Source organism: Aeromonas sp. FDAARGOS 1410, assembly GCF_019048745.1.
GTDB lineage: Bacteria > Pseudomonadota > Gammaproteobacteria > Enterobacterales > Aeromonadaceae > Aeromonas > Aeromonas jandaei.
The window spans coordinates 1,376,485-1,400,429 of record NZ_CP077401.1 but is presented as its reverse complement, the minus strand read 5'-3'; the positions used below and the strand labels follow the sequence as shown (position 1 = coordinate 1,400,429).

Below are 23,945 nucleotides of genomic sequence, written 5' to 3'. Positions count from 1 at the left end.
CGGTTGACCTGTGTCGACCTGGCCCCACCACGACATCAGTCTGTTAATGCCAAGACATTAACCTGCTGAAAAGGAAGAGAATTAGCCAATGGCTCAATTTATTTACACCATGAACCGGGTCGGCAAGGTAGTGCCGCCCAAGCGTCATATTCTCAAGAACATCTCCTTGAGCTTCTTCCCGGGCGCCAAGATCGGCGTACTGGGTCTGAACGGCGCCGGTAAATCGACCCTGCTGCGCATCATGGCGGGCATCGACACCGAGATCGAAGGGGAAGCCCGTCCGCAGCCCGGTATCAAGATCGGCTACCTGCCGCAGGAGCCGAAGCTGGAGCCGGAGCAGACCGTACGCGAAGCGGTCGAAGAGGCCGTTGGCGAGGTGAAGCGCGCCATGGCCCGTCTGGACGAGGTCTATGCGGCCTACGCCGACCCGGATGCCGACTTTGACAAGCTGGCCCGCGAACAGGGCGAGCTGGAAGCCATCATCCAGGCTCAGGGTGGCCACAACATGGAAAACCAGCTGGAGCGTGCGGCCGATGCCCTGCGCCTGCCGGCTTGGGATGCCAAGATCAAGCACCTCTCCGGTGGTGAGCGCCGCCGTGTGGCACTCTGCCGTCTGCTGCTGGAAAAGCCGGACATGCTGCTGCTGGACGAACCGACCAACCACCTGGATGCGGAATCCGTGGCCTGGCTGGAGCGCTTCCTGCACGACTACGAAGGCACTGTAGTGGCCATCACCCACGACCGTTACTTCCTCGACAACGTGGCAGGCTGGATCCTGGAGCTGGACCGCGGCGAAGGTATCCCGTGGGAAGGCAACTACTCCTCCTGGCTGGAGCAGAAAGACGCCCGTCTGGCGCAGGAAGCAAGTTCCGAAGCGGCCCGTCGCAAGTCCATCGAGAAAGAGCTGGAGTGGGTTCGTCAAAACCCGAAAGGGCGTCAGGCCAAGTCCAAGGCCCGTATGGCTCGCTTCGAAGAGCTCAACACCAACGACTACCAGAAGCGCAACGAGACCAACGAGCTGTTCATTCCGCCCGGACCGCGCCTCGGCGACAAGGTGGTGGAAGTGGCCAACCTGCGCAAATCCTATGGTGATCGGGTGTTGATCGACGATCTGTCGTTTGCCATTCCGAAGGGTGCCATCGTCGGCATCATCGGTCCGAACGGTGCCGGTAAGTCGACCCTGTTCCGCATGATGTCGGGTCAGGAGCAGCCGGATTCCGGTGCCATCACGTTAGGTGAAACCGTGGTGCTGGCCTCTGTCGATCAGTTCCGCGACAGCATGGATGACAAGAAGACGGTATTCGAGGAAGTCGCTGACGGTCAGGATATCCTGCGCATCGGCAACTACGAGTTCCCGAGCCGCGCCTATATCGGCCGCTTCAACTTCAAGGGTTCCGACCAGCAGAAGCGGGTTGGCGAACTCTCCGGTGGTGAGCGCGGTCGTCTGCACCTGGCCAAGCTGCTGCAGACCGGCGGCAACGTGCTGCTGCTGGATGAACCGACCAACGATCTGGATATCGAAACCCTGCGCGCCCTCGAGAACGCCCTGCTGGAGTTCCCGGGTTGTGCCATGGTCATCTCCCACGACCGCTGGTTCCTCGACCGTATCGCCACTCACATCCTCGACTATCAGGATGAGGGCAAGATCGAGTTCTTCGAAGGTAACTTTACCGAATACGAAGAGTGGAAGAAGAAGACCTACGGCGCCGAGGCCATCCAGCCGCACCGCGCCAAGTACAAGCGTATCGCCAAGTAAGCGGTCGGTCGGCGCAAGCCGTACCATCGCAGCTGCGACCAGCGTCACAAGGGGAGCTCCGGCTCCCCTTTCTGTTGCCTTTTGGCTTACAATCCAAGACGGATAACATTGCATGGATGTACTGAAATGACCAAAAAACTGACCATCCAGATCCGGGTTGAACCCGGCTGTCTCGGGCCGGATGGCAAGGAACACATCGAAACCTTCTGCGTTGCCGCCGCCAAAATCTTCGAAGCGGTCGAGCCGGAGCTGGTGAGCTGGGTGCTGATCCCTCGCTATGACAAGAAGCTGCCGGAGCAGGAGTTTTTTCTCAACGATCTCAAGCTGAGCGAGGAGCAGGCCAGCCTCTTTCTGCGCCGCTTCGGCCGCGAGCTGGGGGAAGTGCAGGATCAGCTCGATTCGGTGCTGGCCCAGCTGGTGGAGCGCTACTTCAAAACTCTCTGATCTCTGCCCTCTCCGCGCCAAAAAGGTTCTCCGACGAGAACCTTTTTTGTTGGCGAAAAAGCAAACGTTTGATCTTTTGCTCCATTCATTGATCCGCTTCGCAGATCCGGGGTTTGTAAACGGCGTCGCCTGTGTAAAAATGTGCGCGCTGTCACGGTATCAGGACGAGTCTGGTTACTTCTCCACCAGAAACAGGGCCATCACTCCCCCATGAATGGGAGCCCGCTCGCCTGCTGCTTATTTCACGTCACCTATTGGAATCCAACATGAATCAACCACAACAGGCCCCCACACAGGCTGCCGGGCAAGGATTGCTTGAGCGTCTGTTTGCCCTGAAGGGCCATGGCACCAACGCCCGCACCGAACTGATCGCCGGCATCACTACCTTCCTGACTATGGTCTATATCGTGTTCGTCAACCCGCAGATCCTCTCTGCGGCCGGCATGGACACCCAGGCAGTCTTTGTCACCACCTGCCTCATCGCCGGTATCGGCAGCATCCTGATGGGTCTGCTCGCCAACCTGCCCATCGCGCTGGCACCCGCCATGGGCCTCAACGCCTTCTTCGCCTTCGTGGTCGTGGCCGGGATGGGCTACTCCTGGCAAGTGGGTATGGGCACCATCTTCTGGGGCGCCATGGGACTGCTGATCCTCACCCTGCTGCGGGTGCGCTACTGGCTGATCGGCAATATTCCGCTCACCCTGCGGGTCGGCATCACCGCCGGTATCGGTCTGCTGATCGCCCTGCTCGGCCTGCACAACGCCGGGATCGTCGTGGCCAGCCCCGCGACTATGGTGACCGTGGGCAACCTCACCTCCCTGCCCTGCCTGCTGGGTCTGCTCGGCTTCTTCCTGATCTGCATCTTCTCCGCCCGCGGCGTTCATTCCGCCGTGCTGATCGCCATCGTGGTCACCACGGCGCTGGGCTGGCTGTTTGGCGATGTTACCTTCAAGGGTTTTGTCTCCATGCCCCCCAGCATCGAGCCGGTGTTCGGCCAGCTGGATCTGATGGGCTCGCTCGATATCAGCCTCGCCGGGATCATCTTCTCCTTTATGCTGGTTAACCTGTTCGACTCCTCCGGCACCCTGATCGGCGTCACCAACCGCGCCAAGCTGGCCGATGACAAGGGCCACTTCCCGCGCATGAAGCAGGCACTGCTGGTCGATAGCGTGAGCTCGGTCGGCGGCGCTTTCATGGGCACCTCCTCGGTCACCGCCTTTATCGAGAGCAGCTCCGGCGTTGCCGTCGGCGGCCGTACCGGTCTGACCGCCATCGTGGTCGGCATCCTGTTCCTGCTGGCAATCTTCTTCTCCCCGGTCGCTGCCATGGTGCCGGCCTATGCCGCCGCTGGTGCTCTCATCTATGTGGGCGTGCTGATGTGCTCCGAGCTGACCCGGGTTAAGTGGGAAGACCTGACCGAAGCGGTACCGGCCTTCATGACTGCGGTGATGATGCCGTTCAGCTTCTCCATCACCGAGGGGATCGCCGTGGGCTTCATCTCCTACTGCGTGATGAAGGCGGGCACCGGTCGCTGGCGCGAAATCAACCCCTGCGTGCTGGTGGTAGCCCTGCTGTTCGTCCTCAAGTTCTTCTGGGTAGACGGCCACTAAGTCAGGCTTTCGCCAACAAAAATGCCAGTCAGCTGACTGGCATTTTTTATCCCAAACTATTCTCGGCCTGTGCGATGGCCATAAAAAAATCCGAAACCAGTGGTTTCGGATTTTTTCTACTCAGCATGTGGCAGAGCAGGGTTATCCCCTCGCCTGCCACATCGGCAGCACTTACTCGGCAGCCATGCGGGCTTCGATGTAAGCCAGCGCACGGTCGATACGAGCAAGTACACGCTCTTTGCCCACCAGCGCCATCACGGCATCGATGGCCGGGGACTGACCCAGACCGGTGACGGCCACACGCAGCGGCATACCAACCTTGCCCATGCCCTGACCCAGCTCGGCAGCGGTCGCTTCAATCAGCTCGTGCAGCGCTTCGGTAGTCCAGCTATCCAGTGCAGCCAGCTTGGTCTTGGCCAGAGCCAGCGGCTCGGCAGCCACGCCGCGCAGGTGCTTCTTGGCAGCCGCTTCGTCGATCGCTTCATACTCTTCGAACAGGTAGCGGCTCTGGGCGGCCATCTCGACCAGGGTGTTGCAGCGCTCGGCCAGCAGGGTGACCACGTCGGCCAGCGCCGGGCCATTGCTGGTGTCGATCTTCTGGTTTTCCATGTGCCATGCCAGATGCTTGGCAACATAAGCCGGATCCAGGCTGCGCATATAGTGGTTGTTCAGCCACAGCAGCTTGTCGGTGTTGAAGGCAGAGGCAGACTTGGAGATGGCATCCAGGCTGAACAGCTTGATCATCTCTTCCAGGCTGAAGATCTCCTGATCGCCGTGGGACCAGCCCAGACGCACCAGATAGTTCAGCAGCGCTTCCGGCAGGTAGCCGTCGTCGCGGTACTGCATCACGGAGACTGCACCGTGGCGCTTGGAGAGCTTGGCACCGTCGTCACCCAGGATCATGGAGACGTGGGCAAACTCAGGTACCGGCGCGTTCAGCGCCTTGTAGATGTTGATCTGGCGCGGGGTGTTGTTGATGTGGTCTTCGCCACGCACCACGTGGGTGATCTCCATATCCCAGTCATCGACCACAACGCAGAAGTTGTAGGTCGGCGCGCCGTCGGTACGGCGAATGATCAGATCGTCCAGCTCGGTGTTGGCGAACTCGATGCGGCCACGGACGTGGTCATCGAACACCACGGAGCCTTCGGTCGGGTTGCGAAAGCGAATTACGTGCGGCGCATCGGCCGGGTGATCATGGGCGTGGTCGCGGCACTTGCCGTCATAACGGGGCTTCTCGCCGTTGGCCATCTGGCCTTCACGCAGCGCTTCCAGACGCTCTTTGGAGCAGTAGCACTTGTAGGCGCGGCCGTCAGCCAGCATCTCGTCGATCAGCGCGTTGTAACGGTCGAAGCGCTTGGTCTGGTAGTAGGGGCCCTCATCCCAGTTCAGCTCCAGCCATTCCATGCCCTCAATGATGGCGTCGATGGCCTCCTGAGTGGAACGTTCCAGATCGGTATCCTCGATACGCAGCACAAACTCACCGCCCTGGTTCTTTGCAAACAACCAGGAATAGAGTGCGGTACGGGCACCGCCGACATGCAAAAAGCCGGTCGGGCTGGGAGCAAAACGGGTTTTGACTTTCATCTTTAAGCCTTGTGTAGAGGGCCTTGGGCCAATTCGTTAAAAAAACCGTCGCATTTTAGCACCGACAATCACGGATGGGAAAACCATGAAGCCGCAAAGGGCAAAGTAGCGGGTTTAATTTGCGCAACTCCCCCCTGCCCCCCCTGATCTTTGAAGGGGATCGCAGAACAAAATCCCCATTTCCGATTTGCTATGCATAGCGCTGGAGAGCTGCCTCCTCCTGCCGATATCCAGACAACTCTCAACGCCCCACGCAACAAGAACAAGGAAGAGACGATGCAGTTCCGTTCAATCCAGACCCGAATACTGGTCATGGCCGGGATCGCCATGACGACAGCCCTGGTCATCCTGATCCTGCTCAACCAGTACTCCGGTCAACAGACCCAGAAGCTGACCATCAGCTCCAGCCGCGCCGCCCTGCAGCAGGAGGCATGGCAGAAGGTCAGTGCCAACGCCCGCGCCGAAGCAGCCACCATCACCCAGCTGTTGCAAAAGGGGCTCTCCTACACCCAGCAGATGGCCAGCGTCTTCGCCCAGCAACAGCAGGGCAAGCTGCCGCTCGATCGTCAGCAGGCCACCGACCTGCTCAAGGCCCAGCTCGCCCTTGAGCCCCAGCTCTACGGCGCCTTCGCCGGTTTCGAACCAAACGGCTTCGACAGTCAGGATGCCAGCTTTGCTGGCCAGACCGCCCTCGGTAGCGACAGCAAGGGGCGTTTTGTCCCCTACTTCTATCGCGACAAGGACAAGGTCGGTACCGACCTGCTGCTCTCCATCGAGAAGAGCGAGACCGACAGCTTCGGCAACCCGGCCAACGACTACTACGCCTGCCCGAAACGGGAGGGGCGCTCCTGCCTCATCGATCCCTTCAAGGTGGATATCAACGGTCAGCAGGTGCTGGTGAGCACCATCACCACCCCCATCATGGTAGATGGCCAGTTCCGGGGGATTGCCGCGCTCGATCTGGCGGTGGACTCCATCAGCCGTCAGGCCCAGTCCCTCAACAGCAACATCTATGACGGCAAGGGAGAAACCCTGATCGTTAGCGCCGCCGGCGTCATCACCGGCACCAGCGGCGATGCCAGCCTGCTTGGCAGCAGCGCCGAGAAGGTGCTGGGCAGCCAGTGGCAGCAGTATCTGAAGCCGGAACTGCAGCGTCAGGAGCTGAACAACTCGTTTCGCATCTCGGTCCCCATCATGGTGCCGGGAATGAGCCGCAACTGGGCCATCATCGTCACCCTGCCCTATCAGGTGGTGCTGGCGGGGGCCGATCAGCTGGAGAACCAGCTGGGCGAGATGAACCGCACCGCCGTGACCCAACAGCTGGTCGGCGCCTTTATCGTGCTGGTGCTGGCGCTGGTCACCATGTTGATGATCGCCCGCAGCATCACCGGCCCCATCCGCCAGATGGTCAGCCTGGTGGATGATATCGCCGATGGCGAGGGGGATCTCACCAAGCGCCTCAACACCCGCTCGGTGGACGAGCTGGGGGATCTGGCCAAGGGGATCAACCGCTTTATCGACAAACTGCAGGGGCTGCTCGGGGATGTGCTCAAGACTGCCAGCGAAGTGAACCGCCATGCCGGCGATACCGACCGCATCGCCGGCCAGACCGACACCAACCTGCAGCATCATCAGGCCGAGATGGAGCAGATGCTGACCGCGGTGCAAGAGATGTCCTACGTCAGTCAGGAGGTCGCCACCCACGCCAACAACACCGCCGACTCGGCCAAACAGGCGCAAAGCGCCGCCGATCAGGGCAAGGAGCGCTTCCAGCAGGTGATCCAGTCGATGCACAAGGTCGCGGCAGAAGCCGGTAAAGGGGCCGAAGTGGTGGAAGGGCTGGCCCACGACAGCGAGCAGATCACCAGCATCCTCACCGTCATTCAGGGGATTGCCGATCAGACCAACCTGCTGGCCCTCAACGCCGCCATCGAGGCTGCACGGGCCGGTGAGCAGGGGCGCGGTTTCGCGGTGGTCGCCGACGAGGTGCGCAAACTGGCGGGCAACACCCAGCAGGCGGTACAGAATACTCAGGAGCTGATCGAGAAGATCCGCCACAGCTCGACCAACGCGGTCAACGCCATCAACCAGAGCCAGCAGCTGACCCATCAGGCGGTGGGGGAAGCGGACCTGGCGGAGGAGGCGCTTGGCAGCATCTACAAGGCCATCTCCACCATCAACGACATGACCTACCAGATAGCCTCAGCCGCCGAAGAGCAGAGCTCGGTCTCCGAGACCGTCTCCGGCAACCTGTCAAAAACCAACGCACTGGCCAACGACATCGCTCAGGATGCGACCGAAACGGCCAAAGCCAGCCAGGCCCTGCGCCAGGCAGCCGACAAATTGCAGCAATTATTGGGACAATTTCGTCTCAGCTGATAATTTTCCACCTCAGGACTCTCCCCCTCGGGGGCGAGTCCGTTTACCATAGGCGGCGAAATTTGCCTGATGGCAGGCAATGCAGTGAGAGGTAAATGCCGTGCCCACCCCGGACCGTCGCCCACGTGGCCATAACAGACGAGCCCAGCAGCGTCGCAAAGACGAATCACAAGTATCCCTGCTCCATCGTATCAATGCAGCAACAGAGTCCTTGCGCCAACGATTTGGCAAAAAAGAGCAGCAGCCCGCCCCGCGCAGCCAGAGTGCCAGCACCGGCAAATTCAAGCTGAGCAGCCCGCTGCCGCGCAAGAACACCATAGGTCTGCTGATCCTGATCCCGCTCTGGCTGCTGGTGCTGGCTTGGGAGCCCGCCCCGAGCGTGCCCAAAGCGCCGCCGTCCGGTTCGCTGGAAGTACCGCTGGCGGTACCGGCGCAAGCCATGACAGTAGGCAATGGCACCACGGGCAGTGCGCCTGCCGCCGCCAAACCGGTCGAAGAGAAGGTCAATGGCACCTGGCTGCAACACGATGTGCAGGCCGGTGAGACTCTCTTCTCCATCTTCCGCAAGTTCGAGCTGCCGGGCGCCGAGCTCAGTCGCCTGATCGCCATCGAGGGGCCGGATCGGCCGCTGACCCGCCTGCAATCGGGCCGCTCCGTCTTCATTCTGGTTGATGACAGCCGCCGCATTCAGCGGGTCGAGATCCGCTCCTACGGTCAGGCCATCTATCGCTATGACCGGCAGGGTGAAGGGTTCGTCCTCAAGGAGTAAAACAAAACGGGAGGCTGCGGCCTCCCGTTTTACATCCCGATCCCTGCCAAATAAGCTACTGACTTCACAATATTTTTAGCTTGTTCAAAAAACGACAGGGGTCAAATTGACAAGGATCGGCGCTAACGTACAATCGATTGTGCTTTAGACAGGGATTGTTCTGCGTGCTACTGGGACAAAGAGACGTGGTCAGTCATGAGCCAACCCCTGCTGCAAGGCAAATGCAGCCCCACAGGGCTTAGTTTCATTTTGTTATTGATAGGATTTTGCACATGTCTGACATTCGCACCGGCCAGGTAAAATGGTTCAACGAAACCAAGGGTTTTGGCTTCATCGAGCAATCCCAGGGTCCGGACGTATTCGTTCACTTCTCCTCCATCCAGAGCGCAGGTTTCAAAACCCTGGCTGAAGGTCAGAAAGTCCAGTTCACTGTGACCCAGGGCAAGAAAGGCCCGCAGGCCGAGAACGTCACCGTTATCTAAGGCCACGCCAGTGAACATGTAGGAGGTGCCATCGGCCCTCCTATTTTTTTGCCCGCTTTTTTTGCCCGCAATGTCCCCTCCCCGATCGGCAGAGCTCTTGCCGGGCTTGCCATCCCCGCCTGCAAGCCGTTTATGGCTGCAACCGGCCGCTATAAATCAAATTTATGGGTTTTGGTTAAATGCCCCGGTTTTAACTTATACCGAGCCAATGTCTGTCATTCAGGCCCTGCCAAGCCTGCGATCCGCCGGCAGAGACCCTTGCCCGATCTCAGGAACCTTGTTAGCGAGTGATAGCACAGCGATCCCAAGACCGAAGAGGTACGGGGAAGAAGTGAGAAACCGGGCAAACGCCGGATACGACAAATCATCGCAGCGCGATGTGATGGGCAATTCAAAGGGATTATGAGGACTTCGAAGAGAGATTGGAGCGGGAAACGAGACTCGAACTCGCGACCCCAGCCTTGGCAAGCACGGATCATGCTCTACCAACTGAATGTGGTAATGAGAGTGCTGAGATATTGGATTGATGAACTTCAAGGAGAGATATTGGAGCGGGAAACGAGACTCGAACTCGCGACCCCGACCTTGGCAAGGTCGTGCTCTACCAACTGAGCTATTCCCGCAACAGGATGTCATTTACAAGTGATTGGAGCGGGAAACGAGACTCGAACTCGCGACCCCGACCTTGGCAAGGTCGTGCTCTACCAACTGAGCTATTCCCGCAACGGAATGTCACTTACAAATGTTTGGAGCGGGAAACGAGACTCGAACTCGCGACCCCGACCTTGGCAAGGTCGTGCTCTACCAACTGAGCTATTCCCGCAACAGAATGTCATCTGCAAGTGATTGGAGCGGGAAACGAGACTCGAACTCGCGACCCCGACCTTGGCAAGGTCGTGCTCTACCAACTGAGCTATTCCCGCATCGGAATATCACTTACAAATTTTTTGGAGCGGGAAACGAGACTCGAACTCGCGACCCCGACCTTGGCAAGGTCGTGCTCTACCAACTGAGCTATTCCCGCAACAATTTGGTTGTCTTGAGGCTGGCTGATGATTGGAGCGGGAAACGAGACTCGAACTCGCGACCCCGACCTTGGCAAGGTCGTGCTCTACCAACTGAGCTATTCCCGCATCGGGCTGGTTTGCACCAGTGTCATCATCAGATTTTTGGAGCGGGAAACGAGACTCGAACTCGCGACCCCGACCTTGGCAAGGTCGTGCTCTACCAACTGAGCTATTCCCGCAACTACCTTAAAACAGGCCGTACAGCATTTGGTTGCTTGCGCTACTGTACGGGAGCCGAATTATAAGAGCAGTCCTTCCAATTGCAAGGGCTTTTTTGTCTGGTTGCGCGCGTTCGCTCAAAAGCTGGCCGAACTGTCGATTTTAGCAGCCAGCGCATGACAAACCCTTGCCGGGGAATCAGATCTTGAAGACGTGGCTGCGATAGAACTGCAGCTCGGCGATGGATTCGCGGATGTCGTCCAGCGCCTGATGGGTGCCGCTCTTCTTGAACTGATCCAGCAATTCCGGCTGCCAGCGGCGCACCAGCTCCTTGATGGTGCTGACGTCTACGTTGCGGTAGTGGAAGAAGGCTTCCAGATCGCTCATGTGCTTGACCATGAAGCGGCGATCCTGACCGATGCTGTTGCCGCACAACGGGCTGGTGCGCTCCGGCACCCACTGGCGAATGAACGCGAGGGTCTCGGCAACGGCTTTCGCCTCGTCATGCTGGCTCGCCTTGACCCGGGCCACCAGACCGCTCTTGGTGTGGGTGTTGACGTTCCACTCGTCCATCTTGGCCAGCTCTTCGTCGCTCTGGTGGATGGCGATCACCGGCCCTTCGGCCAGCACGTTCAGGTCCTTGTCGGTGACGATGGTGGCAATCTCCAGTACCACGTTCTCTTCGGGGTCGAGACCCGTCATCTCCATGTCGATCCATACCAGGTTCTGCGCGCTGACTGTCATGATTACTCTCTCTGTTGGGAGGAATGGCGGAATTTTGCCAATTTGCATGTATCATACTGGCTTTGGATCTGTTCATAAACTGGCGAATCGAGTGGCAAAGAAAGCAAAACTCAATCTGGGTCAACAAAGACGCGTCCAGGCCAACCGCGAGCGTCGGCTGCAAAAAGAGCACACCACAGAGGTGGATGACACCCTGTTTGGCCCGGCCATCGAAGGGGTGGTGATCAGCCGTTTCGGTCAGCACGCGGACGTGGAAGCGAGCGATGGCACCATCCACCGCAGCAATCTGCGGCGCAGCAGCATCAGCAGTCTGGTGTGCGGCGACAAGGTGGTATGGCGTCCCGGCCTCAATGCCGCAACAGCGGGCGTCATCGAAGCGGTGCATCCGCGCCACTCGGTACTGACCCGGCCGGACTTCTACGACGGGGTCAAACCCATCGCCGCCAATATCGACCAGATCATCATCGTCTCGGCGGTGATGCCCGAGTTCTCCACCAACATTGTCGACCGCTATCTGGTGGCCGCCGAGGATGTGGAGATCCGCCCTCTCATCGTGCTGAACAAGGTCGATATGCTCGATGATGCCGCCCGCCCGCGCATCGAGAGCCAGCTCGAAACCTACCGCAAACTCAATTACGAGGTGCTGCTGGTGAGCTGCGAGAGCGGTGAAGGGCTCGATGAGCTGAAAGCCGCACTGACCGACAAAATCAGCATCTTCGTCGGCCAGTCTGGGGTGGGCAAGTCGTCGCTCACCAACGCCCTGATGCCGGGGCTGGATGTATTGACCGGCGAGATCTCCGAAAACTCGGGGCTCGGCCAGCACACCACTACCACGGCGCGGCTCTACCACTTCCCGAGCGGTGGCGATCTCATCGACTCCCCCGGGATCCGCGAGTTCGCCCTCTGGCATCTGGAGGCCGACCGCATCACCTGGTGCTTCGTCGAGTTTCGCGACTATCTGGGTGGCTGCAAGTTCCGCGACTGTACCCACAAGGACGATCCCGGCTGTGCCCTGCGCGCCGCGGTCGACGCGGGTGCTATCAGCGCCGATCGCTTCCACAACTATCACCGCATCCTGGAAACCATGCAGGAAGCCCGTCACGGTCGCCAACAGGCGCGCCTGTGACCCTGTTTAACCTACGTTGATGATGAACATGAGCATTACTGACAACCTGAAAATTGCCGGTCAATACTGTCTGCCCAAGCACGCCCTCTCCCGTCTGATCGGCAAGTTTGCCGCCGCCGAAGCGGGCAACATCACCACTAGGGTGATCGAGGCTTTTATCAAGCAGTACAAGGTCGACATGAGCGAGGCGCTACACGAGAGCCCGGCCCACTACAAGAGCTTCAACGAGTTCTTCACCCGCGAGCTCAAGCCCGGCATCCGCCCCGTGGTAGAAGATGCCATGACTCTGGCGCTGCCGGTGGATGGTACCGTCAGCCAGCTCGGCCCGATCCAGCAGGGTCGCATCATCCAGGCCAAGGGCCACGACTACAGTGCTCGCGAGCTGCTGGGCGGCTATGAGGATCTGGTGGCGCCGTTCAAGGATGGCGACTTCGCCACCATCTATCTGGCGCCCAAGGATTACCACCGCATCCACATGCCGCTGGACGGCGTGCTGGAGAGCATGGTGTTCGTGCCGGGGGATCTCTTCTCCGTCAACCCGCTCACCGCCGAGAACGTGCCGAATCTGTTTGCCCGCAACGAGCGGGTGGTCGCCACCTTCCGCACCCCGCACGGCCCCATGGCGCTGGTGCTGGTCGGTGCCACTATCGTGGCCAGCATCGAGACCATCTGGGCTGGCAACATTGCACCGACCAAAGAGAAAAAGGTGGTGCGCTGGGACTACACCGGCGACGAGGGCATTACCCTGCAGAAAGGTGCCGAGATGGGGCTGTTCAAACTGGGTAGTACCGTCGTCTGCCTGTTTGGCCCGGGCATGCTGGCCGGTTTCGAACCTCACTTGGCCAACGGGGTTACCACCCGCATGGGTCAGCCCTTTGCCAAGCTGGCGGAGCAGGCATGAGCGAGCAACCGAACGCCTCGCAGAAGAACAACCCGCTGCACGGGCTGACGCTGGAAGCCATCGTCACCGCGCTGGTCGAATACTACGGTTGGGAAGAGCTGGGACAGCAGATCAATATCCGCTGCTTCACCCATGAGCCCAGCGTCAAATCCAGCCTGAAGTTCTTGCGCAAGACCCCATGGGCCCGGGAGAAGGTAGAGAGCCTCTACCTCTACGTGCAGCGCAAGCAAGCCAAATCAAAGGAATAACTCCATGGCGTTCAAGATTACCTACACCTACAAGAAGCAGGCCAAAACGATCGGCTATGCCAACGACAAGTTCAACAGCATCTATGATGCGGTTGCCGCTGCCGAAGGGATCGATCTCGCCAGCTTCCACGCCATGGAGGCTCAGCTGGCTCAGGTGTGCCGGCGCGACAAGAAGAGCGTGAAGGATTACCGGGAGAACTACTTCAAAGAGCTGGGGTTCTCCAATATCGTCATTGAACGGGACAACCTCGAAGAGGATCAGGTGTAACCATGCGAACCTTGACTCTGATGGCCGCCTCTCTGCTGCTGGCGGCATGCAGTACACCGGAACAACATCTGGTTGGCAACGATCGCGACAGCCACGGCTGCATCGGCAGTGCGGGCTATCAGTGGTCAGCGCTGATCGGCAAATGCGTGCGCCTGTTCGAGCAGGGCATCCGGCTCAATCCGATCGATGCCAGCCAGACCAGCAGCGCGTTCGTGCTGTTCAACACCGATCAGAGCAAGGCCGAACTGACCCTGCCCACTGGCGAGCAGCACGAGCTTGCCCGTCAGGGCATGGAAGGCAACTGGTCGTGGCAGGGCAGCGGTTACACCCTATTCCCCTGGAAGGGCTATGTGCTCAAATCCGGTGACAAGGTGCTCTATCAGGGGGAGTAACCCGAGCGCCTGATATCTTCCCGATATCCGCCAAATAAAATGCCGACCCAAGGGGTCGGCATTTTTGTATGTGAAACAGACAGTTATCAGGCGCGGCTAAGGTAATCGGCCTGCCCCACCCACTTGTAGCTGGTGAGCTCGGTCAGCCCCATGGGGCCGCGAGCATGCAGCATCTGGGTCGAGACCGCCACCTCGGCCCCCAGCCCAAACTGGCCGCCATCGGTGAAGCGAGTCGAGGCGTTGACGTAGACCGCCGCCGAACCGGCTCCGTTGACGAAACGCTCGGCGTTGGCCAGATCGTTGGTCAGGATGGCATCGGAGTGGCCGGCGTTATGCTCGCGCATATGGGTCAGCGCCTCGTTCACATCCGCCACCAGCTTGACCCCCAGGGTCAGTCCCAGCCACTCGGTATCGAAATCCTCCGGTCCCGCCTCGCACAGGTTGTCGGCCCCCGCCAGCAGCGCCATGGCATTGGCCGCTGCCACCAGTGTCACCTTGCGCTCGTTCATCAGCGTCACCAGCTGCGGCAGGAAAGTTGAAGCGACTTTCTCGTGTACCAAAAGGGTATCGAGGGCGTTGCAGGCGGAGGGGCGCTGCACCTTGGCGTTGTCGATAACCGCCAGAGAGCGCACCAGATCGGCACTCTCGTCGACGAAGATGTGGCTGATGCCGAAACCACCGATGATGACCGGAATGGAGCTGTTCTCCTTGCACATCTTGTGCAAGCCGGCACCACCGCGGGGAATGATCATGTCCACAAAGCGGTCGAGGCGCAGCAGCTCGGCCACCAGCGCCCGATCCGGGTTGTCGATGTACTGCACTGCAGCCTCGGGCAGGCCGGAGGCCGCCAGCGCATGCTGGATCACCCGCACCAACTCCAGATTGGAGTGGAAGGTCTCGCGCCCGCCGCGCAGTATGCTGGCGTTACCGGTCTTGAGGCAGAGGCTGGCGATGTCGATAGTGACGTTGGGGCGCGCCTCGTAGATAACGCCGATAACCCCGATGGGTACCCGACGACGGGAGAGGCGCAGGCCATTTTCCAGCACCCGGCTATCCATTTCGGCGCCGACCGGATCATCCAGCGTGATCACCTTGCGCACATCTGCCACGATACCGGCCAGCCGGGCCGGATTGAGCAGCAGGCGATCCAGCATCGCCTCTGACAAGCCCGCCTCACGGCCAGCGGCGATATCCTTGTCGTTGGCAGCGAGGATCTGCTCACTGCGCGCCTCCAGCTCGTCGGCGATGGCGGCCAGCGCCCGGTTCTTCTGCGCCGTGCTGACGGTAGCCAGCTGATAGGCGGCTTCTCGAGCCGCCAGCCCCATTTTCTCCAGACTCATCTCATTTCCCTTTGTTCATGCCGTGCCGCCCTGATTAGAGCAGCACCATGTCGTCTCGATGGATAGCCACAGAGCCGTAGCCATAGCCCAATACCTGTTCAATCTGATCAGAGTGGACGCCGCGCAGCTTATCCAGCTCCAGATGGTCGTAACGGCAGATGCCGCGGGCCAGCTCTGCGCCTTTGGGATCAAGAATTCGCACCACATCACCTCGAATAAAGTCGCCCTTGACCGCAACGATCCCCTTGGGCAGCAGGCTGGAGCCTTTATCCTTCATGGCGGCGACAGCCCCCTGATCAACATGGACTTCGCCGTGAGGAGGCGGGCCTGCCAGGATCCAGCTCTTGCGCCCTTCCAGCGGGGAGGCCAGCGCCGGGAAGAGGGTACCGATACGCTCGCCCTTGGCGAGACGGCCGATCACCTCCGGCATCTGGCCGGTCGCAATCACCACGTTGACGCCGGCGCGACGTGCCACATCGGCCGCCTGCAGCTTGGTGGCCATGCCGCCGGTACCGAGGCCGCTGACACTGTCACCTGCCAGCGAGCGCAGGGTATCGTCAATGGTCTGCACCTCTTCGATGAGCTGGGCATCGGGATTGGTACGCGGATCGGCGGTAAACAGCCCCTTCTGGTCGGTGAGCAGGATCAGCAGATCGGCATCCGCCAGGATGGCGGCGCGGGCGGAGAGGTTGTCGTTATCACCGACCTTGATCTCGGCGGTCGCTACCGCGTCGTTTTCGTTGATGACAGGAATAATGCGGTGATCGAGCAGGGTGCGCATGGTATCGCGGGCATTGAGATAGCGCTCCCGATCTTCCAGATCGGCGCGAGTCAGCAGCATCTGGCCGATATGCAAGCCATAGAGGTTGAACAGATCCTGCCACACCCGAATGAGTTGGGTCTGACCGACCGCCGCCAGCATCTGCTTGTTGGGCAAGGTTGGCGCCAGTGGCGGATGGCCCAGATGCTCACGCCCGGCGGCGATAGCCCCCGAGGTGACCACCACGACCCGATGGCCGTGACGGTGCAAGGCCGCACACTGTCTGACCAGCTCGACCATATGGGCACGATTGAGCTGGGAAGACCCCCCTGTGAGCACGCTGGTGCCCAACTTGACGACTATGGTTCTGTTTTCCATGGGAGCATAAAGGCTAAAAAAGTAAGGAATATCTTTATACCCACGGCCATGGAGCCCTGCAAGGCAATTCATGGTGCGGTGGAAGAGTAGAAAAAACGGGAGGAGAGAGAACTGAAGCCCTGCGAGTGACAGATGCAACTCGCAGGGCTTCAGGGGATCAGGCTGCCGTTACGGTCAACTCGTTGGTGACCTGCTCGGCAGGAGACAGGTGACACTCAAGCGCGGCCAGCTTGTCGCTGATGAGCTTGTAGAAGCGGTTGAGGGTGCGTTCCACCTCCACCTGATGCTTCTTGGGGATCGGCTTGTCGAGCCACTCGCCATCGGCATTGTAAAAACCGAACTGATAGTGATAGCGGAACTGGTGATCATCCTGCTCCAGCACCAGCCACCAGCCCCAGAACTCCCGCTTGTCCGGCGCCGGTTTGGCGCTGACGCAGACAGACAAACAGTCGAAGCGGTAACGCCCCTCTTCACAGAGATCTTCGCGCAGATAGGGGCCAATGGCAGCAAACTGCCGCAGCAGCCGCTTGTAGGTCACTCTTTCAGACATGTTAACCTCCCTGTTAAACAAGCCGCGCCACCTGGTGATGGCGTCAGATTTTTAGCGCAATATCAGGCACACAGGTGCCGTTTCAACCACTCGACAATCTCATCCAGCGCCTGGTCATAGACCTCCAGCAAGGGCTGTTTGTCAAACACGATGGCCTTGCCATTGCGGCTGGCCGACGCCAACGCCCGGACATCCTGCTCGGGACAGATGAAATCTCTCTTGTGTCCGATACTTAATATCGGCACCGATGTGCGAGTCCCGAGCAATCCTTGCGTTTTCAGTGAAAATACCTGGCACTTGGTGCGCATGGTATCCCACTGTGCCGCATCGGCCCCCAACCGGTTGGCCAGACTGTCCCGCATCATGCGCGGGCATCGGGCAAACAACTCCTGATTGGTAAACACCTGATTGACCCCGGCCCCGACGCAGACCACGGTTTTGAGCTTGAACGGCTCGATAAAGGCCAGCCGCGCCGCCACATTGCCCGCCAGTCGAAAACCGACCATGGCAATACGCTGGTGATCGACCCAGGCCACCTCGGAGAGGTAGTGCAGCACCGCCTGATGGAGACGACTGGTATCCTGCACCAGCGGCCAGTGCTCGGCATAGCCGATACCCGGCATATCCAGCGACAACATGCCGATGCCGTTGGGTTCGAGCCGTTTGAGGTAGAAGTTGAGAAAATCGAGCTGCAGGGAGTCGATCCCCCCGCTGATGATCACCAGCGGCACCGGCTTGTCGGTAGCCGGCAGGTGGAGATAGCCCTGGATATTCTTGCCGCGAAATGGCACCTGGATCTCTTTGAGCGGCACCTTGAACAGCCGGCCCGCTTCGCGATAGGCCATGTTGCCGAGCAGTTGGGCCTGATCCGCCAGTTCGTCATCTTTCAGATGGGGGTAGCTGGCGATGGAGTAGTAGCGCACCGCCTTGAGCAGTTGCTTGAGCGCCCCTTCCTTATCGCCCTGCTCGCACAGTTCGCGGCCCTGCTTGAAATAGGTGCCAGCCACCTGGCTCCACTCGTAGATCCAGTTGCCGGGCACATAGCCCTTGATGGTATCGAGATAGCAGTCGTGGGTGCGCTCGCCGGTCGCCATGGCGATGCGGGCCAGAGTCTGCTCCACCTCGACCGGATCTGCCCCCTGCCAAGCCCAGGATGGGCGGCGCAGTAAGCGATACCAGCTCTTTGACATGGAGCCGTCAATAAACATCTCGTCTGACTCGGCCTCGGCCAGTTCGGCAGGGCTGGAGTTGGAGATCTCGGAAGTTTCCAATACCTTCTTGACCCGGGTGAACAGTTTTTCGGTCAGATTAAGGTCGTCGTTCAAGTCCAAGATAATGTCTCTTTCAATCAGGCAATGGTTCATCTTAACCACTTTTACTGCCCGTCAGCCACCCCGCAACAGATTGATACACAAAAAAACAGGGCTCCTTCAAGGAGCCCTGTGAAACCATTACTCTTCGTCGCAGATTGGCGTGACAAACTCCAGCGCCATATCCCACGGTTGCTCGATCCAGGTGTCCTGCGGGATGGCAACTTCGAAATCATCCAGCAGCGGCTCACCCATCGGCTTGGCAAAAATGGCGATGAACTTGGCTTTTGGGTAGAGATCGCGAATGGCCTTGGCGGTTGTGCCGGTGTCCACCAGATCTTCCACTACCAGCCAACCTTCGCCGTCACCGGCAGTGGTCGCACCCTTCACAACCACCAGCTCGCGCTGGTTGTCATGGTCATAGCTGGAGATGCAGAGGGTCTCTACGTTGCGGATGCCGAGTTCACGGGCCATCAGGGCTGCGGGTACCAGACCGCCGCGGCTGACCGCGATGATCCCTTTCCACTGGTTGGCAGGCAGTTGACGACGAGCCAGACGGCGAGCTTCACGTTGCAGGTTGTCCCACGACACATAAAACTTTTTCGGCATATTATCGATCTCGAATAGTTGTACAAAAACAATCACTTAAAATAATGGCATCCGAAAGTATCCTCTCGAATGCCAATAAATGGCGGCTCTTGTCCGGCTGAATTCAGATTGCACTTGGTCTGCCTGAGAGATGACCTCGGCAGCAAATCTGATAACAGTGGAAGCAAGATGGACATATCCGGCGCTTGGGTCGATAAGAGTGCCAAAACCGCGGACAGGCTGTTGGGCCGATATGATAGCACCCTTTGCAGAGAAAATGCCTGGCAAACGTATGCCAAATTCAGGAAAAATTGGCCTCTTCATCTTCAAATGACCCAACCAGAGAGTCGAACGGCCAATCTTGTTCCCCTTTCGTCAGCGACAATTGACGCTCTTCGGCAAACGACAGATAAAAAAATAGCAGGGGGAGGATTTACCTCGCGCACCTGCTGCTTTGTCGTCTGCACCCAATCGGGTGACTTGCCCCTCAGGACAAGCTCGTCTTAGCGACGGCTGACGAAGGGGTTAGGGTAGCTGAAACCCTGGGTATAGAGAGATGGGGCGAACCAATAGGTAGAGTTGCTGCCTGGCATCTTGAATCTCCTGATTGCTTAACAAGTTACGTACCTTTATGCGGGCTCAAATCCTTGAACGAACACTCGGTTCCATGGAGGCGCACTTGCTTTGCTTCGGTTCCCTGGAGGCTTTCATCGTCATCCTGACGGGTGGCGAACCACGGGAGCTAATTTACCAGCCGGCACCGTAAATTCAATCTTTTTGTGAAGCCCGTCACATAAATTTCGTTTCTGCCAAACAGTGTCACCCGAGCCTGACAATTGCACTGCCCCGGTGGCCACCGACAGCACAACCGCCCTGCGATTTGCGCTAACCGCTCACATTTTTCTGCGATTGACTGTATTATCGTTATCCACTTTCCAGGCCCACTGACGGGGCCTCTCTCATTCCGTGCTGGTAAGGAGTCCTGACGTGGCACAACTAAGTTCCTTGTCCCCCCAACTGATTTGGCATTTCTTCGAACAGATCTGCTCCATCCCCCACCCTTCCAAGCATGAAGCCAAGCTGAGCGCCTGGATCGTCCAATGGGCGCAAGGGGAAGGTCTGGCGGTCAAACAGGATAACGTCGGCAACATCATCATCAAGAAACCGGCTACCCCGGGGATGGAAAACCGCAAAGGTGTGGTGCTGCAGGCCCACATCGACATGGTGCCGCAGGCCAACGCCGACACCAAACACGACTTCGCGACCGATCCCATCGATGCTTATGTCGATGGCGAGTGGGTCACTGCCCGTGGCACCACCCTGGGTGCCGACAACGGCATCGGTATGGCCGGTTGCCTGGCCGTGCTGGCGGACAAGACCATCAAGCACGGCCCGCTGGAAGTGCTGCTGACCACTGACGAAGAGACCGGCATGACCGGCGCCTTCGGTCTGGAAGCGGGTTGGCTGGAAGGCGAGATCCTGCTCAACACCGACTCCGAAGAGGATGGCGAGGTCTATATGGGCTGCGCCGGTGGGGTGGATGCCAATATCCGTTTCCCGCTCGAGCTGGCTGATGCTGCGGAAGGCGAAGCCCTCGAGCTGGCCGTCAAAGGGCTGCGTGGCGGTCACTCCGGTTGCGACATCCACCGCGGTCGTGGCAACGCCAACAAGCTGCTGGTGCGCCTGCTCAAAGCAGCCGAGCCGCTCGGTATCCGTCTGGCCGAGATCCACGGCGGCACCCTGCGCAACGCCATCCCGCGCGAAGCCCGTGCCACCCTGCTGGTACCCGCTGCCAGCGTAAACGAGTTCAAGGCCCTGGTTGACCGCTATACCGGGATCTACCAGACCGAGCTGGCCGCCACCGAGCCGAACCTGACTCTGCTGGTCAACAGCGCCGCCAAACCGGCCAAGCTGATGAGCGTCTCCCTGCAGCAGCGCCTGCTGGATGCCCTGATGGCCTGCCCGAATGGCGTGATGCGCATGAGCGATGCCATGCCCGGCGTGACCGAAACCTCTACCAACCTGGGGGTCATCAAGACTCAGGATGGCGAAGTGTACGTCCAGTGCCTGATCCGCTCCCTGATCGATTCCGGTCGCGAGAGCATCGAGCAGATGACCCGCTCCCTGTTCACCCTGGCGGGTGCCAGCTGCGAATTCACCGGTGCCTATCCGGGTTGGGCGCCGAACGTGGACTCCCCCGTCATGGCGCTGGTGCGCAACAGCTACCAGACCCTGTTCGGCACCATGCCCAACGTGATGGTGATCCACGCCGGTCTCGAGTGCGGTCTGTTCAAGAGCGCCTATCCGGAGTGGGACATGGTCTCCTTCGGCCCGACCATCCGCGGTGCCCACTCCCCTGATGAGAAGGTACACATCCCGGCAGTCGAGCGTTTCTGGCAACTGCTGGTACACGTACTGGAAGCCATTCCGGCCAAATAACCCGGCCTACGCCACACAGCAAAGCAAAGCCCCGCACTGCTGCGGGGCTTTTTATTGTCTGTTCCAACCTGACGTTGGCGCTTACCGGATGCCGCGGGCCTCGCGGATCCACTCCCAGGCTTGCTGGATCTCCTGGGTCTTCTCCTTGGCCATCTCCATCATCTCCGGCGGCAATCCCTTGGCGGCCAGCTTGTCTGGGTGATGCTTGCTCATCTCCTTGCGGTAGGCACGCTTGATATCCTGATCGCTGTCGCTCTCGCTCACCCCCAGCAGCTGGTAGGCATTCTTGAGGCGATCCGCCGAGGGAGGCGCCTGCCGATACTGCTGGCCACCCGCACCGCTCCCCTGATACTGGCCATGGGCCTGATTGAAGAAGTTCATCTGCGCCTCGGCCATCGCCAGAATGCGGGCCAGCTCGATACGGCTGAAGCCCAGCTCGTCAGCAATGGTGTGCAGGATGGCGCGTTCACCATCCTCTACCCGACCATCGGCAAAGGCGGCCTGCAGCTGCACTTCCAGAAAGAAGCGCAGGATATCGCGCTGGCCCTGGCTGGCACGACGAAACTCGGCCAGGGTCTCGCGCAGCGGGAAACCGGCCTCCTTGCCCTGCCGGAACGAATCCTGCGCGCGGCTGCGCAGCTCGCCGGAGAGACGCATCCGATCCATCAGATTGGAGGCGACCCGGATCTCCTGCTCGGTCACCTGACCGCTCGATTTGGCGATATGGCCCATCACCGAGAAGGTGGCATGGAAGAAGACAGCCTGTTGCTCCTGAGTCGGAGTACGGCGAAACGCCCCTTGTAGCCCCATGCCACGATCGAAACGGTGGCCAATCCAGAGACCAATCAGGGCACCAACAATGTTGCCGAGCAGAAAACCGAAGAAGGCGCCCAGCACCTTACCCCAAATACGCATGGTTCAAGACCTCTTGATGTTATTGAGCTCGGCGCTGAAGCTGTTCGTCCAGCTCGCGCAGACGGTCGACAGTGCCGATATCGCGCCACTCGCCAGCGAGCAGGCTGCCACCTACCCGCCCCTGCGCCATCCACTCCCGCAGCAGGGGAGCCAGTTTGCGGGCACCTGCAGGCAGACCGGCAAAGGCTGCGGGCCTATAAAGACCGACGCCACTGAAAGTAAAGGCGGGGGTGTCTACGACCTTGCCATCTTGCAGGGCGAAGTCCCCAGCCGGATGCTGGGGCGGATTGGGCACCAGCCAGAGGTGGGCCAGATTCTCACCCTGGGGCTGCTCAATCAGAGAGCGATAGTCGAGATCGAGCCAGGTATCGCCGTTGATCACCAGAAACGGCTCATCCCCCAACAGTGGCAGCGCCTGGATGATGCCGCCGGCCGTCTCCAGTGCACTCTCCTCGGCCGACCAATGAATGGTCACGCCAAGCGCACTGCCATCCCCCAGGGTTTCGACGAGCTTGTGGCCGAGCCAGGCGTGGTTGATCACCAGCTCGGTGACTCCGGCTGCTTTGAGCTTTTCGATATGGTGGACAATGAGCGGCTTGCCCCCGACAGCCAACAACGGCTTGGGCAGCAGGTCAGTCAGCGGGCGCATCCGCTCGCCACGGCCAGCGGCCAGGATCATCGCCTTCATGGTTTCACCCCGGCGTTGGCGATCCCCAGCAACACCACCTGCTCGAGCCACTGGCCAAAACGGCCCAGCACCGGATAAGCGCTATCGTGGCTGCGACAGACATCCACCACGTAGCCGAGAGTACGGGGAATGTCCTTGAGATAGCCGGACTTGCCGTCGCGATGATAGAGGCGGGTGAAAATCCCTGCCGCTTTCAGATGGCGCTGCATGCCGGTCAGGTCGGCATCGCGGCGGAAACTGGCGTAGTCGCGCTCGCCAAGCAGACCCGCCTGCTGCAGAGTGGCAAAGCCATGCTGCATCCCCTGCTCGATCACCGCGTCCGGCCAGCGCACATAGCAATCTTTCAGCAGGGAAACCAGGTCATAGGTGAGCGGCCCGATGACCATATCCTGAAAATCGATGATGGCGAGTTCGCTGCTATCAGGAGTGTCTCCACCGCACACCATCAGGTTGCGACTGTGGAAGTCACGGTGCATCACCCCTTGTGGCTGAGACAGATTACAGGCGGTGAGACAGGCAAAAGTCTCATCGAGCAACTGCTGCTCTTCATCGCTCAGGGTCAGTTGCAGATGATGGCCAAGCAGCCACTCGGGGAAAATGCTGTTCTCCCGCGCCATAAAGGCGGCATCGAAGGGCTCAAGCGCCAGCTCCACCGACCCCAGTGTTGGCAACAGATCGATCGCCTTGCCATACCAGGCCAGCACATTTTGCTCGTTCAGGCAGCTGATCAGCTGGGTATCGCCCAGATCGCTGACCGCCAGCAAACCTTGTTCATAATCAACGGCCTTGACCTCTGGCGCCAGGAGCTGACGCGCATGCAAGGCTACTGCATTACGAACAAACTCATGATTTTTTTCGGTTTTAGGATTGGCATCTACCCATACCAGCCCGGCGCCACGGTAGTAGCGGCGGAAACTGGCATCACCGGAAATGAGGGTCAACTGAAGGGTGGCATCGCCTGAAATCTGGCGTGCCCACTGCAATAGCAGGGAATCGCGATCGTGCATAAGTAGGGGACCAAGGTGGAAAGCAGCACTTGGCTGTT

The 23,945-nt window shown here is 59.5% G+C and carries 22 protein-coding genes and 7 tRNA genes; 12 read left to right on the top strand and 17 right to left on the bottom strand.

Annotated elements, in window-relative coordinates; all coding sequences use genetic code 11:
- The first annotated feature begins 88 nt into the window (after positions 1-88).
- The 3 genes from ettA to I6L40_RS06765 all read left to right on the top strand — a co-directional run bounded on the left by ettA (position 89) and on the right by I6L40_RS06765 (position 3,810).
- The gene (ettA, locus tag I6L40_RS06775; protein ID WP_005338959.1) at positions 89-1,756 is read left to right on the top strand and encodes an energy-dependent translational throttle protein EttA; all 1,668 of its coding nucleotides are present in this window, start codon (positions 89-91) and stop codon (positions 1,754-1,756) included.
- 126 nt (positions 1,757-1,882) lie between these two features.
- A complete protein-coding gene (locus I6L40_RS06770) occupies positions 1,883-2,200 on the top strand; it encodes a hypothetical protein (RefSeq protein WP_005349395.1) in 318 nt (105 codons plus the stop codon).
- A 266-nt stretch (positions 2,201-2,466) separates the two neighbouring features.
- Positions 2,467-3,810, top strand: a complete 1,344-nt coding sequence (locus I6L40_RS06765) for an NCS2 family permease (RefSeq protein ID WP_033114095.1) — start codon at positions 2,467-2,469, stop codon at positions 3,808-3,810.
- A gap of 171 nt (positions 3,811-3,981) precedes the next feature.
- Here the strand turns inward: I6L40_RS06765 and gltX are convergent, their stop codons facing one another.
- Positions 3,982-5,397, bottom strand: a complete 1,416-nt coding sequence (gene gltX, locus I6L40_RS06760; RefSeq protein ID WP_058057262.1) for a glutamate--tRNA ligase — start codon at positions 5,395-5,397, stop codon at positions 3,982-3,984.
- 276 nt (positions 5,398-5,673) lie between these two features.
- On the opposite strand from gltX, the gene I6L40_RS06755 reads away from it, so the two are divergent.
- The 3 genes from I6L40_RS06755 (at position 5,674) to I6L40_RS06745 (ending at position 9,027) form a co-directional block, all read left to right on the top strand.
- Positions 5,674-7,776 (top strand): methyl-accepting chemotaxis protein, encoded by a 2,103-nt coding sequence (locus I6L40_RS06755; protein WP_033114093.1) that lies wholly within the window; start codon positions 5,674-5,676, stop codon positions 7,774-7,776.
- Positions 7,777-7,876: 100 nt separating this feature from the next.
- Positions 7,877-8,545 carry a LysM-like peptidoglycan-binding domain-containing protein gene (locus tag I6L40_RS06750; protein WP_042031703.1) on the top strand — a complete coding sequence of 223 codons (669 nt, stop codon included), beginning with the start codon at positions 7,877-7,879 and terminating at the stop codon, positions 8,543-8,545.
- Positions 8,546-8,817: 272 nt separating this feature from the next.
- Entirely contained in the window at positions 8,818-9,027 is a 210-nt protein-coding gene (locus tag I6L40_RS06745; RefSeq protein WP_005297820.1) for a cold-shock protein, read from the top strand.
- A gap of 547 nt (positions 9,028-9,574) precedes the next feature.
- On the opposite strand, the gene I6L40_RS06740 is transcribed toward I6L40_RS06745, so the two are convergent.
- The 8 genes from I6L40_RS06740 to orn all read right to left on the bottom strand — a co-directional run bounded on the left by I6L40_RS06740 (position 9,575) and on the right by orn (position 10,997).
- Positions 9,575-9,650, bottom strand: a tRNA-Gly gene (locus tag I6L40_RS06740).
- Between the two features lie 24 nt (positions 9,651-9,674).
- Positions 9,675-9,750, bottom strand: a tRNA-Gly gene (locus I6L40_RS06735).
- Positions 9,751-9,774: 24 nt separating this feature from the next.
- Positions 9,775-9,850, bottom strand: a tRNA-Gly gene (locus tag I6L40_RS06730).
- 24 nt (positions 9,851-9,874) lie between these two features.
- Positions 9,875-9,950: transfer RNA gene (locus tag I6L40_RS06725), tRNA-Gly, on the bottom strand.
- 25 nt (positions 9,951-9,975) lie between these two features.
- Positions 9,976-10,051 (bottom strand) — tRNA-Gly (locus tag I6L40_RS06720).
- Positions 10,052-10,084: 33 nt separating this feature from the next.
- Positions 10,085-10,160, bottom strand: a tRNA-Gly gene (locus I6L40_RS06715).
- 37 nt (positions 10,161-10,197) lie between these two features.
- Positions 10,198-10,273 (bottom strand) — tRNA-Gly (locus I6L40_RS06710).
- A gap of 178 nt (positions 10,274-10,451) precedes the next feature.
- On the bottom strand, positions 10,452-10,997 hold the full coding sequence (orn, locus tag I6L40_RS06705) for an oligoribonuclease (RefSeq protein WP_124241374.1): 546 nt from the start codon (positions 10,995-10,997) through the stop codon (positions 10,452-10,454).
- 91 nt (positions 10,998-11,088) lie between these two features.
- On the opposite strand from orn, the gene rsgA reads away from it, so the two are divergent.
- The 5 genes from rsgA to I6L40_RS06680 are packed head-to-tail and all read left to right on the top strand — an operon-like array spanning position 11,089 to position 13,932.
- Positions 11,089-12,123: a small ribosomal subunit biogenesis GTPase RsgA gene (gene rsgA, locus I6L40_RS06700; RefSeq protein ID WP_216995178.1), complete on the top strand. Its 1,035-nt coding sequence runs from the start codon at positions 11,089-11,091 to the stop codon at positions 12,121-12,123.
- A gap of 28 nt (positions 12,124-12,151) precedes the next feature.
- The gene (asd, locus tag I6L40_RS06695) at positions 12,152-13,024 is read left to right on the top strand and encodes an archaetidylserine decarboxylase (protein WP_216995177.1); all 873 of its coding nucleotides are present in this window, start codon (positions 12,152-12,154) and stop codon (positions 13,022-13,024) included.
- On the top strand, positions 13,021-13,272 hold the full coding sequence (locus I6L40_RS06690; RefSeq protein ID WP_104015615.1) for a VF530 family DNA-binding protein: 252 nt from the start codon (positions 13,021-13,023) through the stop codon (positions 13,270-13,272). Before asd ends, I6L40_RS06690 begins: the two co-directional genes overlap by 4 nt.
- A gap of 4 nt (positions 13,273-13,276) precedes the next feature.
- Positions 13,277-13,540, top strand: a complete 264-nt coding sequence (locus tag I6L40_RS06685) for a DUF2960 domain-containing protein (protein WP_216995176.1) — start codon at positions 13,277-13,279, stop codon at positions 13,538-13,540.
- 2 nt (positions 13,541-13,542) lie between these two features.
- Positions 13,543-13,932, top strand: a complete 390-nt coding sequence (locus tag I6L40_RS06680) for a hypothetical protein (RefSeq protein WP_216995175.1) — start codon at positions 13,543-13,545, stop codon at positions 13,930-13,932.
- 86 nt (positions 13,933-14,018) lie between these two features.
- Here the strand turns inward: I6L40_RS06680 and I6L40_RS06675 are convergent, their stop codons facing one another.
- From I6L40_RS06675 to gpt, 5 genes are all read right to left on the bottom strand, one after another.
- The gene (locus I6L40_RS06675) at positions 14,019-15,272 is read right to left on the bottom strand and encodes a glutamate-5-semialdehyde dehydrogenase (protein WP_216995174.1); all 1,254 of its coding nucleotides are present in this window, start codon (positions 15,270-15,272) and stop codon (positions 14,019-14,021) included.
- Positions 15,273-15,306: 34 nt separating this feature from the next.
- Complete coding sequence (proB, locus tag I6L40_RS06670) at positions 15,307-16,410, bottom strand: glutamate 5-kinase (RefSeq protein ID WP_005338991.1); 1,104 nt, start codon at positions 16,408-16,410, stop codon at positions 15,307-15,309.
- Between the two features lie 157 nt (positions 16,411-16,567).
- On the bottom strand, positions 16,568-16,960 hold the full coding sequence (crl, locus tag I6L40_RS06665) for a sigma factor-binding protein Crl (RefSeq protein WP_042031710.1): 393 nt from the start codon (positions 16,958-16,960) through the stop codon (positions 16,568-16,570).
- Positions 16,961-17,022: 62 nt separating this feature from the next.
- Positions 17,023-18,291, bottom strand: coding sequence for an esterase FrsA (gene frsA / locus I6L40_RS06660; RefSeq protein ID WP_041210452.1), 1,269 nt, complete (start codon positions 18,289-18,291; stop codon positions 17,023-17,025).
- A gap of 120 nt (positions 18,292-18,411) precedes the next feature.
- Entirely contained in the window at positions 18,412-18,879 is a 468-nt protein-coding gene (gene gpt / locus I6L40_RS06655) for a xanthine phosphoribosyltransferase (protein ID WP_033114875.1), read from the bottom strand.
- Between the two features lie 966 nt (positions 18,880-19,845).
- Here gpt and I6L40_RS06650 point away from each other — a divergent pair.
- On the top strand, positions 19,846-21,297 hold the full coding sequence (locus I6L40_RS06650; RefSeq protein WP_071914473.1) for an aminoacyl-histidine dipeptidase: 1,452 nt from the start codon (positions 19,846-19,848) through the stop codon (positions 21,295-21,297).
- Positions 21,298-21,378: 81 nt separating this feature from the next.
- Here the strand turns inward: I6L40_RS06650 and djlA are convergent, their stop codons facing one another.
- The 3 genes from djlA to I6L40_RS06635 are packed head-to-tail and all read right to left on the bottom strand — an operon-like array spanning position 21,379 to position 23,907.
- Entirely contained in the window at positions 21,379-22,212 is an 834-nt protein-coding gene (djlA, locus tag I6L40_RS06645) for a co-chaperone DjlA (protein ID WP_124241380.1), read from the bottom strand.
- 19 nt (positions 22,213-22,231) lie between these two features.
- Entirely contained in the window at positions 22,232-22,900 is a 669-nt protein-coding gene (murU, locus tag I6L40_RS06640; RefSeq protein ID WP_216995173.1) for an N-acetylmuramate alpha-1-phosphate uridylyltransferase MurU, read from the bottom strand.
- Positions 22,897-23,907: an aminoglycoside phosphotransferase family protein gene (locus tag I6L40_RS06635; protein WP_216995172.1), complete on the bottom strand. Its 1,011-nt coding sequence runs from the start codon at positions 23,905-23,907 to the stop codon at positions 22,897-22,899. Before I6L40_RS06635 ends, murU begins: the two co-directional genes overlap by 4 nt.
- Positions 23,908-23,945 lie beyond the last annotated feature (38 nt).

Coding starts and splice junctions, on each gene's coding strand:
- ettA (WP_005338959.1), top strand. CDS start 89: ATGGCTCAATTTATTTACACCATGAACCGGGTCGGCAAGGTAGTGCCG.
- I6L40_RS06770 (WP_005349395.1), top strand. CDS start 1,883: ATGACCAAAAAACTGACCATCCAGATCCGGGTTGAACCCGGCTGTCTC.
- I6L40_RS06765 (WP_033114095.1), top strand. CDS start 2,467: ATGAATCAACCACAACAGGCCCCCACACAGGCTGCCGGGCAAGGATTG.
- gltX (WP_058057262.1), bottom strand. CDS start 5,397: ATGAAAGTCAAAACCCGTTTTGCTCCCAGCCCGACCGGCTTTTTGCAT.
- I6L40_RS06755 (WP_033114093.1), top strand. CDS start 5,674: ATGCAGTTCCGTTCAATCCAGACCCGAATACTGGTCATGGCCGGGATC.
- I6L40_RS06745 (WP_005297820.1), top strand. CDS start 8,818: ATGTCTGACATTCGCACCGGCCAGGTAAAATGGTTCAACGAAACCAAG.
- orn (WP_124241374.1), bottom strand. CDS start 10,997: ATGACAGTCAGCGCGCAGAACCTGGTATGGATCGACATGGAGATGACG.
- asd (WP_216995177.1), top strand. CDS start 12,152: ATGAGCATTACTGACAACCTGAAAATTGCCGGTCAATACTGTCTGCCC.
- I6L40_RS06690 (WP_104015615.1), top strand. CDS start 13,021: ATGAGCGAGCAACCGAACGCCTCGCAGAAGAACAACCCGCTGCACGGG.
- I6L40_RS06685 (WP_216995176.1), top strand. CDS start 13,277: ATGGCGTTCAAGATTACCTACACCTACAAGAAGCAGGCCAAAACGATC.
- I6L40_RS06680 (WP_216995175.1), top strand. CDS start 13,543: ATGCGAACCTTGACTCTGATGGCCGCCTCTCTGCTGCTGGCGGCATGC.
- I6L40_RS06675 (WP_216995174.1), bottom strand. CDS start 15,272: ATGAGTCTGGAGAAAATGGGGCTGGCGGCTCGAGAAGCCGCCTATCAG.
- proB (WP_005338991.1), bottom strand. CDS start 16,410: ATGGAAAACAGAACCATAGTCGTCAAGTTGGGCACCAGCGTGCTCACA.
- crl (WP_042031710.1), bottom strand. CDS start 16,960: ATGTCTGAAAGAGTGACCTACAAGCGGCTGCTGCGGCAGTTTGCTGCC.
- gpt (WP_033114875.1), bottom strand. CDS start 18,879: ATGCCGAAAAAGTTTTATGTGTCGTGGGACAACCTGCAACGTGAAGCT.
- djlA (WP_124241380.1), bottom strand. CDS start 22,212: ATGCGTATTTGGGGTAAGGTGCTGGGCGCCTTCTTCGGTTTTCTGCTC.
- murU (WP_216995173.1), bottom strand. CDS start 22,900: ATGAAGGCGATGATCCTGGCCGCTGGCCGTGGCGAGCGGATGCGCCCG.
- I6L40_RS06635 (WP_216995172.1), bottom strand. CDS start 23,907: ATGCACGATCGCGATTCCCTGCTATTGCAGTGGGCACGCCAGATTTCA.